This is a genomic window from Mucilaginibacter gilvus, assembly GCF_004054195.1.
GTDB lineage: Bacteria > Bacteroidota > Bacteroidia > Sphingobacteriales > Sphingobacteriaceae > Mucilaginibacter > Mucilaginibacter gilvus.
Genome location: NZ_SBIW01000006.1, coordinates 254,745 through 270,528 on the forward strand (window position 1 = coordinate 254,745; position 15,784 = coordinate 270,528).

The 15,784-nt window shown below is 46.7% G+C and carries 18 protein-coding genes; 5 read left to right on the top strand and 13 right to left on the bottom strand.

What is annotated here, in order from left to right; translation table 11 throughout:
- Positions 1–114: 114 nt before the first annotated feature.
- Positions 115–1,098, top strand: coding sequence for a glycoside hydrolase family 5 protein (locus tag EPL05_RS13250; RefSeq protein ID WP_128534451.1), 984 nt, complete (start codon positions 115–117; stop codon positions 1,096–1,098).
- A 77-nt stretch (positions 1,099–1,175) separates the two neighbouring features.
- Positions 1,176–1,634 carry a hypothetical protein gene (locus EPL05_RS13255; protein WP_128534452.1) on the top strand — a complete coding sequence of 153 codons (459 nt, stop codon included), beginning with the start codon at positions 1,176–1,178 and terminating at the stop codon, positions 1,632–1,634.
- Positions 1,635–1,691: 57 nt separating this feature from the next.
- On the opposite strand, the gene EPL05_RS13260 is transcribed toward EPL05_RS13255, so the two are convergent.
- A complete protein-coding gene (locus EPL05_RS13260; protein WP_128534453.1) occupies positions 1,692–2,453 on the bottom strand; it encodes an MBL fold metallo-hydrolase in 762 nt (253 codons plus the stop codon).
- Complete coding sequence (locus tag EPL05_RS13265; RefSeq protein ID WP_243837290.1) at positions 2,450–2,770, bottom strand: hypothetical protein; 321 nt, start codon at positions 2,768–2,770, stop codon at positions 2,450–2,452. The genes EPL05_RS13260 and EPL05_RS13265 overlap by 4 nt, the downstream gene beginning before the upstream one ends.
- A gap of 161 nt (positions 2,771–2,931) precedes the next feature.
- On the opposite strand from EPL05_RS13265, the gene EPL05_RS13270 reads away from it, so the two are divergent.
- Positions 2,932–4,065 (top strand): acyltransferase family protein, encoded by a 1,134-nt coding sequence (locus EPL05_RS13270; protein WP_128534454.1) that lies wholly within the window; start codon positions 2,932–2,934, stop codon positions 4,063–4,065.
- Positions 4,066–4,249: 184 nt separating this feature from the next.
- Positions 4,250–5,311: a polysaccharide deacetylase family protein gene (locus EPL05_RS13275; RefSeq protein WP_128534455.1), complete on the top strand. Its 1,062-nt coding sequence runs from the start codon at positions 4,250–4,252 to the stop codon at positions 5,309–5,311.
- A gap of 249 nt (positions 5,312–5,560) precedes the next feature.
- Here EPL05_RS13275 and EPL05_RS13280 read toward each other — a convergent pair whose 3' ends face one another.
- The 4 genes from EPL05_RS13280 to EPL05_RS13295 all read right to left on the bottom strand — a co-directional run bounded on the left by EPL05_RS13280 (position 5,561) and on the right by EPL05_RS13295 (position 9,563).
- Positions 5,561–7,174, bottom strand: a complete 1,614-nt coding sequence (locus EPL05_RS13280; protein WP_128534456.1) for an amidase — start codon at positions 7,172–7,174, stop codon at positions 5,561–5,563.
- 65 nt (positions 7,175–7,239) lie between these two features.
- Positions 7,240–7,752 (bottom strand): hypothetical protein, encoded by a 513-nt coding sequence (locus EPL05_RS13285; RefSeq protein WP_128534457.1) that lies wholly within the window; start codon positions 7,750–7,752, stop codon positions 7,240–7,242.
- 10 nt (positions 7,753–7,762) lie between these two features.
- Positions 7,763–8,263 (bottom strand): hypothetical protein, encoded by a 501-nt coding sequence (locus tag EPL05_RS13290; RefSeq protein ID WP_128534458.1) that lies wholly within the window; start codon positions 8,261–8,263, stop codon positions 7,763–7,765.
- On the bottom strand, positions 8,247–9,563 hold the full coding sequence (locus EPL05_RS13295) for an alkaline phosphatase family protein (protein WP_128534459.1): 1,317 nt from the start codon (positions 9,561–9,563) through the stop codon (positions 8,247–8,249). The genes EPL05_RS13290 and EPL05_RS13295 overlap by 17 nt, the downstream gene beginning before the upstream one ends.
- A gap of 152 nt (positions 9,564–9,715) precedes the next feature.
- Here EPL05_RS13295 and EPL05_RS13300 point away from each other — a divergent pair, with 152 nt between their 5' ends.
- A complete protein-coding gene (locus EPL05_RS13300; protein WP_128534460.1) occupies positions 9,716–11,032 on the top strand; it encodes an MFS transporter in 1,317 nt (438 codons plus the stop codon).
- A gap of 329 nt (positions 11,033–11,361) precedes the next feature.
- Here EPL05_RS13300 and EPL05_RS13305 read toward each other — a convergent pair whose 3' ends face one another.
- The 7 genes from EPL05_RS13305 to EPL05_RS13330 form a co-directional block, all read right to left on the bottom strand.
- Complete coding sequence (locus EPL05_RS13305; protein WP_128534461.1) at positions 11,362–12,051, bottom strand: DUF1345 domain-containing protein; 690 nt, start codon at positions 12,049–12,051, stop codon at positions 11,362–11,364.
- 113 nt (positions 12,052–12,164) lie between these two features.
- Positions 12,165–12,362, bottom strand: coding sequence for a YwbE family protein (locus EPL05_RS13310; RefSeq protein ID WP_128534462.1), 198 nt, complete (start codon positions 12,360–12,362; stop codon positions 12,165–12,167).
- A gap of 40 nt (positions 12,363–12,402) precedes the next feature.
- Positions 12,403–13,737 carry an argininosuccinate lyase gene (gene argH, locus EPL05_RS13315; RefSeq protein WP_128534463.1) on the bottom strand — a complete coding sequence of 445 codons (1,335 nt, stop codon included), beginning with the start codon at positions 13,735–13,737 and terminating at the stop codon, positions 12,403–12,405.
- 59 nt (positions 13,738–13,796) lie between these two features.
- Entirely contained in the window at positions 13,797–14,030 is a 234-nt protein-coding gene (locus EPL05_RS13320) for a four helix bundle protein (RefSeq protein WP_208394745.1), read from the bottom strand.
- On the bottom strand, positions 13,960–14,148 hold the full coding sequence (locus EPL05_RS24645; protein ID WP_394342732.1) for a four helix bundle protein: 189 nt from the start codon (positions 14,146–14,148) through the stop codon (positions 13,960–13,962). The genes EPL05_RS13320 and EPL05_RS24645 overlap by 71 nt, the downstream gene beginning before the upstream one ends.
- A 52-nt stretch (positions 14,149–14,200) precedes the next feature.
- Positions 14,201–15,265, bottom strand: a complete 1,065-nt coding sequence (locus EPL05_RS13325; protein ID WP_128534464.1) for a M20 family metallo-hydrolase — start codon at positions 15,263–15,265, stop codon at positions 14,201–14,203.
- 125 nt (positions 15,266–15,390) lie between these two features.
- Complete coding sequence (locus EPL05_RS13330; RefSeq protein ID WP_128534465.1) at positions 15,391–15,744, bottom strand: single-stranded DNA-binding protein; 354 nt, start codon at positions 15,742–15,744, stop codon at positions 15,391–15,393.
- Between the last annotated feature and the right edge of the window lie 40 nt (positions 15,745–15,784).

The window sequence follows — 15,784 nt, forward strand, 5'->3', positions numbered from 1 at the left end:
AGTTTTTGCTAAATTAATTGGTAATTAATTTAGCGTATATTGAATTTATAGCATACTCTTATGAATTTATTACAATATTGAGGTTATGCGCTGCATTTGACCTACATTGTTCTGATGATGAAGAAGTTTGTTTTATTACTACTCATAACCCTTGGATCTTTAACAGCAGCCATTGCGCAACCCGCCGGATCGCCTGTAGCCCTTAACGGTGCTTTAAGCGTTAAGGACGGTAAAATTGTAAACAAAAACGGCGTTCCTCCGCAATTAAGGGGCATTAGCCTTTCCTGGAGCTTGTGGGCGGGCAAAAAATATTATAACCCGGCTGTGGTGGATTGGCTGGCGAAGGATTTTAAGGTTTCCATTATCCGCTCTGCAATGGGTGTACAACCCGAGCATGGTTATCTGCAGGAACCCGCTCTGCAAAAGCAACTGATGATAAACGTGGTGAACCAGGCTATTAAAAATGGTATTTATGTGCTGATAGACTGGCACGATCATAATAGCCATTTGCACGCGCCAGAGGCAAAGGCATTCTTTGCAGAGATGGCCAAAAAATATAGCGGCGTTCCCAATGTTATTTATGAGATATGGAACGAACCGGAACGAATTGGTTGGGATACGGTGAAAAATTACGCCCTGCAGGTGATCCCCGAGATCCGTAAGTATGATGCCAAAAATTTGATCATTGTGGGCAGCCCCCATTGGGACCAGGACGTGGATATTGCCGCCGCCGACCCGGTAACCGGCTTTAGCAATATCGCCTATTCCTTCCATTTTTATGCTTCGGATAAAAACCACCAGTATAAACTGCGGGCAAGGGGTGATAAAGCCATTAAAATGGGCCTGCCGTTAATGATAACCGAATGGGGCGTTGGCGAAGCCAACGGTAATGGGCAGTTCAGTAAAACAAAAACAAAACTTTGGGTAAACTGGATGGCCGCAAACCAGCTGAGCTGGGCCAACTGGAATCTGACCGATAAAGATGAAACTACCGCTATATTAGAACCCGGCGCGCCTGCCAACGGCGGTTGGACAGAAGAGCAACTGACCAACGCCGGTTTTTACATCAGGAAGTTATTGAGAGAGCTGAATAAATAAGCATCACTAATTCATTACATTAAAAAAACCATTTATCATCGCTCGTTTAGCTAACTTGTAAACCAATGGTTTACAAGATGGCAAAAGCGAATAATTTATGGGTGCTACTTTCGGCTATCGGGCTGTGGTCTGCGTGTGCGCATAGCAATAAGCTTTACACCAGCAGTTGCAGCGATGGGATAGCCTTTAAAAAAGTAAGCTACGTCAACCTTGTTGACAGCATTAAGTATTACGATAAACAATACGTGGAGGTGTATGGCAAATACATCGAAGGTAAAAACCTGTCGGCGCTGGTAAACGACAGCCTGTTTGCCGACCACGGCAGCAACCGGGCCCTTTGGGTGAACTTTACGCAGGATTGCCCGCTTTATTTAACGGGAACGCAGCAAGGCTTTTTTGCATCAGAAGATGGCAGCTATGCCCACCTGAATAACCGCATGGTAACTCTCCGCGGGCAGGTAGAAGTGCTGCTGAAAGGGCACCAAAAAGCTTATAGCGGCACCATAAACCAGGTAAGCTATATCGAATTATATTAAGACCGGCCCCGGCTGGTGGCTGTACATCAATCCTTAAGAAGCGTTTTAACGGAGAGCTTAAATTTCCAGCTTCAAACCATCATAAGCCAGCTTAATGCCCGCCGGCAGTTCTTCTGCAATTTCTTCGTGCTTGCCCAGCCGATGGCTGATGTGGGTAAAATACGTAGTTTCGGCACCAATATCCTCCGCGAACGCCATGGCTTCATCCAGCGTAAAATGCGAAATGTGCATTTGCTTTTGCAGGGCGTTTATCACTAATATTTTGCTGCCGCGGATCTTTTGCTTTTCGGTTTCCGTCACCGTTTTGGCATCGGTGATATAGGTAAAATCATTTATCCGGAAACCCAGTACAGGCAGTTTGTAATGCATCACCTCAATGGGCGTAAAATGGATACTGCCGATATCAAAAGGGTTTAGATCGATACTATGCAGGTCTATCTGCGGGATACCGGGGTATCCTTTATCATCAAAAATATAGGGGAACTCACGGCGAAGGGCCAACTGTACCCGGGCATCGGCATAAATATCCACAGCGCCCTGCTGTTTGTAGTTAAACGCGCGGATATCATCCATCCCCGCCACATGATCTTTATGCTCGTGCGTAAAAACAATAGCATCCAGGTGTTTTACACCGGAACGCAGCATCTGGTATCTAAAATCGGGTCCCGAATCTATCACCACGGTTTTATCCGGGCTTTCAATTAAAATAGACGTGCGCAGACGCTTGTCGCGCGTATCTACAGAGGTGCATACTTCGCAATCGCAGGCAATTACAGGCACGCCCTGCGATGTTCCGGTTCCTAAAAATGTTATGGTCACAGCTGCAGTGTTGTTTGTTTTAGTTGATGCAAAAATGCAGCCTGTTTCTCATCGAGCAGGTGTTGGTCTATTTCGAGGGTACGAGCCAGTTCAGCAATGGCCGCTATCTTACTCTCCAGGTTGGCAAACTTGTTCACCATTACCATACGGCTGCTCAACAACAGGCAGGCACCGGTTTTAAAGTTTCCTTTTTCATACCGCACGCGGTAACCGGCTGTTTTTAAAAGCAGTTCCAGTTTCTCCAGCGTGTGGTTGGTCATCGTAAGCATGCATTCAAAAATAGAATAATTACCGGTTAGATGAATAATTACCGGCATGTTTTTACACTATTCTGCAAGATAAAAAACATCTTTTTAAAATATTTTAAAAACTTTTATATAGTTTTAGAAAGGAAATAAGGAGGACTATTTTAAGTATCGAATTATTTATATATTGTACCATTGTTTCCCCTGACAATTTTTAAACCTTTTATTTAATTATGACCCAAAAGCCCGACAGGTTTCTTTCGCTGGATGTATTTCGCGGAATGACCATTTGTTTTATGATCATTGTAAATACACCCGGAAGTGGCGCGGCGCCTTTTGCCCCGCTGGAGCATGCCAGCTGGTTCGGCTTTACCCCTACCGATTTGGTGTTCCCGTCGTTCCTGTTCGCGGTGGGCAACGCCATGAGCTTTACCTCAAGCAAATTCGCGCAAATGAGCACCGGCTCTGTTTTGGGTAAGATCTTTAAACGCGCATTTATCATCTTCCTGCTGGGCTACCTCATGTACTGGTTCCCGTTCTTCGACCGGATAGATGGCGTATGGACATTCAGGCCATTCAGTGGAACACGCGTTATGGGTGTGCTGCAACGCATCGCACTTTGTTATATGTTTGCGTCGCTTATCGTATACTTTGTTAAATCTAAACGTGCGGTTATCATCATCAGCATCTTGCTGCTGGTTGGCTACCAGGTTTTGCTGTTGCTGTTTGGCGACCCGGCTGCCCCCTACGGTATGCTAACCAATGCGGGCACCTACCTTGATAAATTTATTTTAGGCGACGGGCACCTCTACCACGGCGAACGTGTAGCCTTCGACCCGGAGGGGATATTGAGCACCCTGCCTGCTATTGTTAACGTAATATGCGGCTATTTTGTGGGTAAATTTATACAGGAGAAGGGCAAAAGTTACGAATCTATCGCCAAATTACTCCTGGTGGGCTGCCTATTCCTTTTCATCGCCCTTGCCTGGAACATGAACTTCCCGATAGGTAAAAAATTATGGACAAGCCCTTTCACGCTGCTTACCGTTGGGCTGGATATGGTGATCATCTCCTCGCTCATCTACGTTGTTGAAGTGCTTAAATGGAACGCCCTTAACTGGACCTCATTTTTTACCACCGTGGGTAAAAATCCGTTGGCGATATACATCCTATCGGAGATCCTCATCATCGCATTCTGGATGGTCCCCGTAGGAAAAGTAAGCTTTTTCGACTGGATAAACCACTCGGTTTACCAAACCATAGCGCCCGGTGCCATAGGTTCGCTGCTGTTTGCCATCAGCTATATGCTTATTTGCTGGATGGTTGGGAAGATACTGGATAACCGAAAGATCTATATTAGGGTTTAGGAGGATTTGTCGATTTAACTCACCCCGACGACGCTACGCTGGTCGACCCTCTCTGCCTGCGGTAAAGAGGGTGAAGAAAAAAGCGGTCGCGTTAGGGATTGCACAGGGCATTATGAGCGGAAAGCCCGGGCCAAAGGTGCCGCCTAATATGTGGATCGAATTTTCATTATCTCAATATATTCCCATGAAAAAACTAAGTATTCTCTCCATCGCGCTCGGCTTTGCGTTAACCGTAAATGCCCAGCAAGCCATAACCTATGCCGAAAAGTTGGGATGGCCAAAGGGCGCGCGCGTGATCATTTTGCATGTAGACGACGCGGGGATGTCGCACGACTCGAATGAGGGCGTGGAGCAGGCTACCAGCCTTGGCGTGGCTAATTCTACCAGCATCATGATGCCCTGCTCCTGGGTGCCCGAGTTTAAGGCTTACCTTGACAAACATCCTACGCTGGATGCAGGCTTGCACCTCACCCTTACCAGCGAATGGGATAATTACCGCTGGGGGCCGCTGGCCGGTAAAGCCAATGTACCGGGCCTGGCAGATAAACAGGGCGCTATGTACAAAGATGTCGCCTCGGTTTATTTTAGCGCCAAAGCGGAAGAAATTGACAAAGAGATTCACGCGCAGTATGACAGGGCCGTGGCGATGGGCATTACCCCTACGCATTTCGATTCGCACATGGGGACGCTGTTTGCCAAGCCCGCTTTTATGGAGAAATATATCCAACTTGGGATAGAAAAGCAGATCCCCATCATGTTCCCCGGAGGCGAGGACTTGTTTTACCGTGCCGAGGCAAAGGCCGCCGCCATTGCCGAATTAAAAAAACAAGGGAAATATACGGAGGGCATGCCCATCCCCGAAGCGGCAGCGCTGGTAAAGGCAAAAGAAGTGGGCGAAATGATCTGGAAGAACGGCCTGCCTGTGCTGGATGATCTGCACAATTCCAGTTACGATTGGAACATGCCCGATATAGCCCGGAAAACAGATAAGCAGATCCAAAAATGGTATACCGACCATTATATAAAAAGCATTGGCCGCCTATCGCCTGGGCTCACCATGGTTATTATGCACTGCACCGATCCATCAGAAAGTTTTAAATACATCTCTGATACCGGTCGAAAACGCAAAGGCGATCTGCTGGCCATGACCGACCTAAGGCTGAAAGCTTTTTTAAAAGGAAAAGGCTTTATTTTAACCACCTGGCGGGAATTGATGGAACGGAGAAAGAAAGCAGGAGCACAGTAACCCCTTTTTGAAAATGATAGCCCATCATTGGGCAGATTTCATAAAACGTTCCGCTGGAACGTAAAAATTGCCGTTTCTTTTTCTACCCATAAGCCGTTCCTCCGGAACGATTTCACTTTTCTTCATCCCCTTCGGGATGTTTTATGGGTAGAACGTGCCGAAAAACCTTTTACGTTCCAACGGAACGTTTTATGAATTAACCGTCTTTTCAATCTTGGGCTATTACTGCTAAAACAGGGACAAGGGAGATTACCCAAACAAATTCTCTTTAAACTCCGGCTTTTTGCGCTTTTTGGAGGCCTGTTCGTAAGCATAAGCCAGCGTTAACAGTTCGCCCTCCTTCCAGGCGGTGCCGAAGAAGGATAAGCCCATCGGCAGATCGTGCCAGGCACCCATGGGTACGGTAATATGCGGGTAACCCGCCATAGCAGCCGGGGTAGAAAAGGAGAAACCATTATCATAATCGCCGTTGATCAGATCTATGCAGCTGGCGAAACCGTTGGTAGGGCCGCAAATGGCATCCAGCTTATTTTCGGCCATAATGGTATCTATCGCTTTACGGCTTACACCGGTTGATTTAGCCAGCGCATCGGTATATTCTTTGGATGTCAGATCGCCTTTCTCCTGCGCTTCTATCAGGGTTTCCTGTTTAAAAAAAGGCATTGCTTTACCCTCGTTGGTTTTGTTGAAAGCAATTACATCGGCCAGGTTTTTTACGCCGGCACCAGCGGTGCTGAGATATTTATTCAATCCATCCTTAAACTCGTACAACAATACCTGGAACTCCGCGCCATCGGCTGGTTTCAGCGCTTTGGATACCTCTACTTCAATCACTTCCGCACCCTGTTTTTTGAGGGTTTCGATAGCCTCTTTTATTAAATTAAGCGTACCATCGTTGGCGTGCTCTATTTTTTCGAAACCGATGCGCTTGCCTTTTAAGCCGTTCGCATCCAGAAATTTGGTATAATCTTTTTCGGGTTTGGCTTTTAGGGTATAGCTGTCGTTAGGGTCGGCACCGGCTAATGCACCTAATAAGATTGCGGCATCTCGCACGGTACGCGCCATGGGTCCTGCGGTGTCCTGGGTTATCGAGATGGGGATAATCCCGCTCCGGCTTAACAGGCCTACTGTTGGCTTAATACCCACGAGGCCTGCAACTGAAGAAGGTGATACCACCGAACCATCCGTTTCGGTACCGATGGCAACAGCACATAAATTAGCTGATGCCGCCGAACCGGAGCCTGCGCTTGAACCGCTTGGCCCTCTATCCAATACATAAGGGTTTTTAGTTTGCAAGCCCCGACAGCTCCAACCGCTGGTAGAGCGTGATGAGCGGAAGTTGGCCCATTCGCTGAGGTTGGTTTTGCCTAATATTACAGCGCCTGCCTGGCGCAGTTTGTGTACAATAAAGGCGTCCTGTTTGGCAAAATGATCTGACAATGCCAGCGAACCCGCCGTGGTGTGCATGGTGTCGCCAGTATCTATATTGTCCTTTATTAAAACGGGAATACCGTGCAGCGGACCATGAATTACGCCCGCCTTGCGCTCCTTATCCAGCGCGTCGGCCATATCCAGGGCGCTTTTATTCAGTTCGATAATCGCGTTTAACTTTGGGCCTGCCTTGTCTATCGCCTCGATCCTTTTTAAATACATTTCGGTAATAGAGCGGGAGGTGTAGGTACCATCCTGCATTTTCTTTTGCAGTTCATCAACGGTTACCTCGTTCAGTTCAAAATCATCCGCGAATGCGGTTGCATTATCCGCTTTTGGACCTGCAGATGGTTGCGCGCAGGAAACGGCGCTCAGGGTGGTTAAGGTTAAGCCCGCTAAGGTGCCTGTTTTTAAAAAGTTTCTTCGTTGCATATTGAGGGATGTTTGTGAAAATGCATCCCAATTTAAGAAAAATAACAGGGTTTAAGGCAGCATAGTTAATTCGCCAGAAATTCAGGCTTTACCGGCGCGGGAATCTTCAATTCCTCGTTAAAATTGGGCAGTAAACGGCGCAGCACATCGGCAGGCATATTGCCCACGTCTAAGAACGTCCAGCTTTCGCCGTTATCATCGCTCACGCCAAGCAGGTAAGAGCGGGCCAGGTAACGCCCCGCAGCAGTTTTGAGGATTATCTGCTCGGGTATGAGGCAATGCAGTTGGGTGTCCGCCTTATAAATTTTGCCGGGCGTGCCTATAGTGCCCTCAAAACTGGTAATGCCCTGCTTTTTCAGCTCGTCCACCCGTTCGGCGATCAACTGCTGCATTTGCTCTTTTCCGCCCGATAGTTCGATGAGTTTGGGATACGTACCAGCTATAATGATAGCAACATCGCCTTTAAAGGTAGCGTGTGCGAACAGGCCCGCCTGGCGTTTTACCGTAGCGGTATCCTGCGCGTGAAGACTGAATGGAAGAATAAGTAAAAAGAGGACGCTAACAAATTTCATGATCATCAAAACGGACTTACATACCCATTTGCTTTGGCTCAGGTATCTTTAGGGCCTTATTAAAATTGGGGAACATTTTTGGTATCTGCGCTATAGTGTTTTTGTTCAGATCTATAAATGTCCAATTTTTGCCTTTATCACTGCTTACAGCCAGCAGGTTACTCTGCGAATGGAGAGTGTTTGCACCAACCTTCATGGTAACATTTTCGGGAACAAGGCAATGGATCTCTGTACCGGCCTTGTAAAATTTGCCAGGCGAGCCAATAGTCGCGCTCTGGAATGTTATCCCCTGGGCTTTCATCTGCTTCATGCCGTTTGTCATCAATTGCAGTAATTTATCTTTACCGCCAACCATTTTTAACACCTTTGGGTGCATGTAATTTATTACGGTACTGTAATTACCGGCTATAAGAGCGGCCGCTACAATGTTGGCCTGTTTTTTTACAACGGTGGTATCCTGCGCGTAAAGCGCGACAGGCAATAAAAGCAATAAGGTAAGTTTAATAGCTAATTTCATTTCTTCTTTTTCTTCTAACGGTTTTCTTTACCAAAATCTTATTCGCCAGTACATTAGTACCATCTACTTTTTCGGTGATCTTCAGTCCTAATACCTCGGCTATCATATTATACACGTCAACATTGGGGAACGCCGTAATGTTTAAATGCTTTTTAAATGCTGGGCCCCAGGCGTAAAAGGTGGCGTGCATATCTTTTACAACGGTTGGGTCGTACCCGTGCCAGCCGGGATTGGTGTTTTTACGGTTATTAAGGTTAAACACCTTAGGCCACTCGGGAATCAGCAGTATATCGCCTATGCGGTCGTGCCAGTCATCCGTTGCCCCGTAATGGAATTTGGCCGGCATATCGGTTTTTAAATAAACCTTGTAGTCTTTGGCCTCTTTGGTAAGCTCCTCAAAAGTGCTTTGGATGGCTGTTTTGTCTTTGGCGTACAGCTCCACCAGTATCCCATCGCCCGACACCTTGAATTTGGCGGTATCAATAGCGACGGGTACGCCTAAAGGATTCTTGTTATCAACCTTGGTCATACCGTGGTCGGCCACGAAAACAAAATTCACATTCAGTCCTGTTTTTTTTACGGCCTTATACAATTCGTTCACCGCCGAATCTACAAAATGCACTTCGTGCGCTGTCTCGGGCGCATCGGGGCTGTAGAGGTGCCCGGCATGGTCTACCTGCGGCAGGTAAAAAGTAATAAGGTGAGGGCGCTCTTCCGGGGGAAGTTTGAGCCAGTTAACTACCGCGGCAATGCGGCTGTTCATTTCTATCTTTTCGTTGTAAATGTAATAGTAGGTTGGGCGGGTATCTTTTATGGCCGCTTCCGAGGCTACCCAATAAAAACTTGCCGACAACATTTTTTGCTGCTCGGCCAGTACCCACAGCGGGGTGCCCCCATACCAGGTACCATCGGCTACCTTGGTTTTGTTGCTCATGCTGTAGCTATCGTTACGGTTCCTATCGTAAAAAGTATTATTTACCAGCCCCGAGTGTGAAGGATACAAACCGCTTACCATCGCATAATGATTAGGGAACGTAACCGAAGGATAAGATGGCACCATCGACTGCGCCTCCACACCCGCCGCCCTGAATTTTTTCAGGTTAACGGCATCGTATTTATCGGTATAATCCCAGCGAAAACCATCGGCAGAAATTAATATTAAGTAAGGTTTTTGCTGCTGCGCGATGCTGTTCTTACGCCCGGAGATCACCTTCTGCGTGGTATCTATAACCGGCAGCGACTGGCAAAGGCCGTTTAAGCAAAACATTACAAATGCCGCGAGGATACTGTATTTTTTCATGTGGGGATAATACTACTGCATCAAAAATATATAATTAAGGTTAACATATCGATACAATAACATTAATGTTGCTAAGTCCCTGTGGTAGTTGCCGGATTTCCAAAACGGTTTATTATTTATATCTTGCTTAGCAAAATCACCCACCCCGCATCATGAACTCCGCACCTACCAGCCAACCTATTACAACAGCAAGCCGCATCAAATCTATCGTGGGGGGGTCGCTGGGGAACCTGGTGGAATGGTACGACTGGTATGTTTACTCGGCGTTTTCACTTTATTTTGCATCGGCCTTTTTCCCTTCTACCGATAAAACGGTGGAGCTATTGAATGCTGCGGGGGTATTCGCTATCGGCTTTTTAATGCGACCACTGGGTGGGTGGCTAATGGGTACCTTTGCTGATAAAAAGGGCCGTAAAGCGGCACTTACCTATTCCGTTTTGCTGATGAGCGCCGGATCATTGATCATAGCCGTAACTCCGGATTATAACCACATTGGTATAGCCGCACCTATTTTATTGGTATTCGCGCGTATTGTGCAGGGGCTTAGCGTTGGCGGCGAGTACGGCACCAGCGCCACCTACCTCAGTGAAATGGCTACCAAAAAAAGCCGCGGATTTTATTCCAGCTTCCAATATGTTACCCTTATTATGGGGCAGCTGACCGCCCTTGGCGTATTGGTGTTGCTTCAACGTGTATTCCTGACAGAGGAACAGCTTCGCCTTTGGGGATGGCGTATTCCATTTGCTATTGGCGCACTGCTGGCCGTAATTACTATGTACCTGCGCCGCAGCCTCCACGAACCGGCTACCTTCACCAGTAAAGAAAATAAGAAGAAAAAAGATAGTCGCGGCACCATCAGGGCATTGTTGCAGCATCCCCGTGCCGTGCTTACAGTTATAGGCCTCACCCTTGGCGGCACGGTGGCTTTTTATACATTTACTACCTACATGCAAAAGTTTTTGGTGAACACCAGCGGTTTTAGCAAAAACACGGCTACGTTGGTATCAACGCTTACCCTGTTTGTTTTTATGCTGGCACAACCGCTGTACGGCTACATATCTGATAGAATAGGCCGCAAGCCGCTGCTGAAAACCTTTGGTATTTTGGGCACGCTCACTACCGTGCCTATTATGATAGCCCTCAGCCATACCAAAAACGAGTGGGTGGCTTTCGGGCTTATTATGGTTGCACTGCTTATTATAAGCAATTATACATCGATTAACGCGGTGGTTAAGGCCGAGCTTTTTCCGGCGCATATCCGGGCACTGGGGGTTGGCTTTCCTTATGCTATCGCGGTATCGCTCTTCGGTGGCACTGCCGAGCCTATTGCCCTGCTTTTTAAACTAAAAGGCCACCAGGAATGGTTTTACTGGTACGTTACGCTTTGTATCCTGGTGTCGTTAGTGATCTATATTACTATGAATGATACGCAGAAGCATTCGAAGATTGAAGACGAAGTGCATGTGTAGCTTCTCGTTGTTAGTTATTGTTCTGTTGTGCCTTGTTAGGTACGTTATGTAATTTATGCCAAGCTCGTGGATGTTACTTTATTTTTTTCCGCAAAAAATAAAGTAACCAAAGTAACAGGGCGACGCGCCTCTTGAACACCGATTAAAAAACCAACAACAGTGAAAAAACTCCCGGCTGCGCCCTGTTCTATGAAGGGTTCTGCTTTAGTACTGCTCAGTGGTTGCCGAACAGGACAAGGCCGATTTTTACGGGAATCGTTGGGTTCTGTGCTTCTTGAATAAAAAAATCAACATCCAAAAAATCGTATAAATCGGTTTAATCGCAGTTCTTATTTCGACACCAATCCTGATATCACATTAATACTTAAAGCCACTATTGCCGTATTGAACGCGAAAGATATCAGCCCGTGCGCCCAGGCAATGCGGCGGATCTGCCGGGAGGAGATCTCCACGTCGGATACCTGGAAGGTCATACCTAAAACAAAGGAGAAATAAACAAAATCCATGTAATCAGGTTCTTTTTCATCACCGGGGAAGTCCAAACCGCCAGCTGGTTTTGTGTTACCTTTATCTACGCTGTAATACAAATGCGCGTAACGCAGCGCATATATGGTATGCACCAGCCACCAGGATACCACAACAGCCGACATCGCCAAAACAACATAGCCTCCCACCGTTGCGTCCGACTCGCCTTTAGATGATTTAAGCAGTAAGAATATCGCCAGTAAGCTCACTAACGATGCTGTGGTAACAAACAAAAATATAAGGTACCGGCTGGAATCTTCTAAACTCGCAATCTTTCTTATTTCTTTTGGATGCGCCCAAAGTATTACTATCCAGGTTAAAATAATAATAGTAAGTGCAAATGCTATCCAGGTAATTAAAGCTATAGCCGGTATAGATGATAAATGCCTGCACAGAAAAAATACTAACGCTGCCACAAACAATGCTACTAACAGCCGGTAGTTAGCCTCCATGCGGAATATGAAATACTTTTCGGGTCCTTTTATGGGTTTCATTTTAAGTTCGTAAATGGTTATTTGTAGTTGATGGTAACTGCGGCTTGGTTCATTTCGAAAAGTTAATGGTTCATAGTATCTTCTGCTATGAAGTAGAATCTATCAACAATTAACTAATCTTCCACTATCTCCGCTACGCGGCCTACCTGGCCGTCTTCCAAACGCACCTTTATTCCGCGGGAATGGAAAGCGGAACTGGTAAGTAGTTTTTCTACAATACCGCGGGTAAGTTTGCCGCTTCGCTGATCCTTTTTAAGGATAATATCTACTTCGAGTCCCGGGTATATGTCTGCCCTGTTTTGTCCGTTCATATTATTGCACCGATTTCACTGATTATTTTTATTCCACCGATTAGCGAACTAATTTGCCTATCGCCGCTTCTACCTTCTCAAACCCAAAACTCTCCAGCACTTTATCCATCGCGGCGCTTATTTGCGCGTTTTGCAGGTTGCCGATGCTGCCTTCATGAGTGTGGCTTATGTTTTTATCGGGGTTAAAATCGCCTTGTTCTATCGCAAGACCTACTTGTTTATAGGCATCGCGGAAAGGCGTACCGTTCAGTACTGCTCGGTTCACTTCTTCTACGCTGAAGAGGTAGGCGTACTTAGGGTCGTCCAGAATATTTTTGTTCACGCTGATGTTTTGCAGCATAAAGGTTGCCATATTGAGGCAATCCAGCAAATCGGCAAAGGCGGGGAACAGGAGTTCTTTAAGCAATTGCAGTTCGCGGTGATAGCCCGATGGCAGATTGGTGGTCATCATAGCTACATCATTTGGCAGGGCCTGTAAACGGTTACATTTCCCGCGCATAATTTCCCACACATCCGGGTTCTTTTTATGCGGCATAATGCTGCTGCCGGTGGTAAGGTTTTCGGGGTAGCTTACAAAAGCAAAGTTCTGGCTTAGGTACAGGCATTGGTCCATAGCCATTTTAGCCATGGTTGCTGCTACTGATGATAAGGCCTGTGCGATAATGCGCTCGGTCTTCCCGCGCCCCATTTGGGCATAAACTACATTATAATTAAGGCTCTCGAAGCCTAAAAGTTCGGTTGTTAAAGTTCGGTTCAACGGAAATGACGAACCGTATCCAGCTGCAGAACCTAATGGATTTTTGTTGGTGATCTTCCAGGCGGCAAGCACCATTTCCAGATCGTCGGCCAGGCTCTCAGCGTAAGCGCCAAACCACAAACCGAAAGACGATGGCATGGCCACCTGCAAATGCGTATAACCCGGCAGCAGCACATCTTTATGCTGTTCGCTTAGTTCTATCAGCTCGCGGAAGAGTTTTTCAACCGCTTCTACCACTTCTTTTAGCTTATGGCGGAAAAAAAGTTTAAGGTCTACCAACACCTGGTCGTTACGGGACCGACCGCTATGGATCTTTTTACCGGCATCGCCGATACGCTGGGTAAGCAGCATCTCCACCTGCGAGTGTACATCCTCCACCCCATCCTCAATAGTGAAATTATTGTTTTGGATATCGGCGTAAATGGCCTTTAGTTCCTGCTGAACAAGCGACAAGTCCTCCGCGCTCATCAGCCCGATGCTCTCCAGCATGGTGGTATGGGCAAGAGAGCCAAGCACATCAAAAGCGGCCATTTCCCTATCCAGCACGCGATCGCGGCCTACGGTGAAATTTTCTACCAGTTGGTTTACATTGGTGGTTTTTTGCCAGAGTTTGCTCATGCGAGTTACGATTTTAGATTTACGATTTTAGATTTGCAACAATCTAAATCGCTTTTTCATTACTTTGCACGCAATGTATTAATTGCGGCTACAATTATAGAAAGAAGTTCATTACCTTCTTTGTAAATGGGCGTTATTTTTTCTTTGAGTTCGGGATTTAATTCTACAAGCAATTCAAGGAAGAACATAGTTTCGTCCAGTTCCTCTTCAACAATCTTCAATTTATTGATTAAAGTCCGCTTTAGATTTAGCGCGACAAGCGGCCCTGTAATTCGCCCCAGTAGAACTTGCACTCCTGGCGAGTTGATCGCAATAGTTACGATTTACGATGTTAAAGGGAACACTTAGCACAAGCCTGGCATTCGCTATTGAGTACTGTTTGGTGCGAGAAAGCATTTGTTGTCTATCCATTTGATGAGTTTTCAACAAATCTAAAATCGTAATTCGTAAATCTAAAATCCTCTCAAACTATCTTATCCAGCATCTCAATATATAAGGCTATCCCTTTCCCTATCTCTTCCACATAAATAAACTCATCGGCCATGTGCGAACGGGCGCTGTCGCCGGGGCCTATTTTGATGGACTGGATATCCAGCAGGGATTGGTCGGAAGTAGTTGGCGAACCATAAGGCGTTCTGCCCAAAGCGATACCTGCCTGTACAAAAGGGTGGTTCTTATCTATTGATGACGGTTTTAAACGGATGGAGCGCGGCTTTACATCGCAGTTCACATGCTGGCGGATGATCTCCAGCACCTCTTCGTTGCGGTAGGCATCGGTTACCCTTACATCAACCGTAAAGGTGCAGGTAGCGGGCACCACGTTATGCTGCGAGCCGGCGTTAATAATGGTTACCGACATTTTTATCGGCCCGAATACTTCAGATTCTTTCGGGAATTTATAGGTGCGGAACCATTCGATATCGGCCAGTGCTTTGTAGATGGCGTTCTCGCCTTCCTCGCGGGCAGCGTGGCCGGCTTTGCCGTGGGCTGTGCAATCCAGCACCATCAGCCCGCGTTCGGCAACGGCAAGGTCCATCAGGGTGGGTTCACCTACGATGCCGAAATCAAGCTGGCCAAGGTCGGGAATGATCAATTCCAGCCCGTTTATACCGGAAATTTCTTCCTCGGCAGTAGTAGCCAGGCAAAAGTTATATTTAAGGTTCTCCTGTTCGAAATAATACAAAAACACCGCGATCAATGAAACCAGGCAACCGCCGGCATCGTTGCTGCCCAGGCCGAAAAGCTTATCGCCTTCTATTTTAGCGTCGTAAGGGTCGCGGGTGTAGCCGGAGTTTGGTTTAACGGTATCGTGGTGCGAGTTGAGCAGAATGGTAGGTTTGGCGGCATCAAAATGCTTGTTCCAGGCCCAGATATTATTGAGTTTACGGTGCGTTTTCACCCCGTGCTGCTGCAGGGTAGTTTCTATCAGATCGGCTGTGCGGTCTTCCTCTTTACTAAATGATGGTATCGAAATTAATTGCTGGAGCAGTGTAACTGCCTGTTGTTGCAAAGTTGCTATATCTGCCATAGATGCCGGTGAATACTCCCGATGATGTTTGGCAAAATTAATGTTTTTTATGACAGGGCACAACCGGCGGCACGTTAAGAATGTGTTAAGGCCGGGGCGTGATACTACACACGCAGTCGCGGAAATTATTTCAGCACGTTGATGTCTATCGTACTCAGGATATCTACCCGGGTGGCAACAACCTCCAGCGAATAGCGCTTTACCCTCTGCTCATCATAGTAAGAACTGGTTTGGATCTTTCCCTCTATAAACAGTGATTGGCCCTCTGCCAGATGCAGCGAATCCTGTGCTATCAATTTTTCGGGGACTTTAATTTTGTGGTATTCGTGGTGCTCGGTTTGCTCGTAACCTTTCCTGACGTACTCGGTAGTAACCAGGTTAAAACACAGGAAAGAATGCCCTTCTTCCGCACTTTGCCGGAACGGCTCCTTCGCCATACCTAACAGTATCACTTTATTTATACCTGTATTGCTTAACATTAGTAGATTTTTAGCACCCTTACCCAAATCTCAATTAACA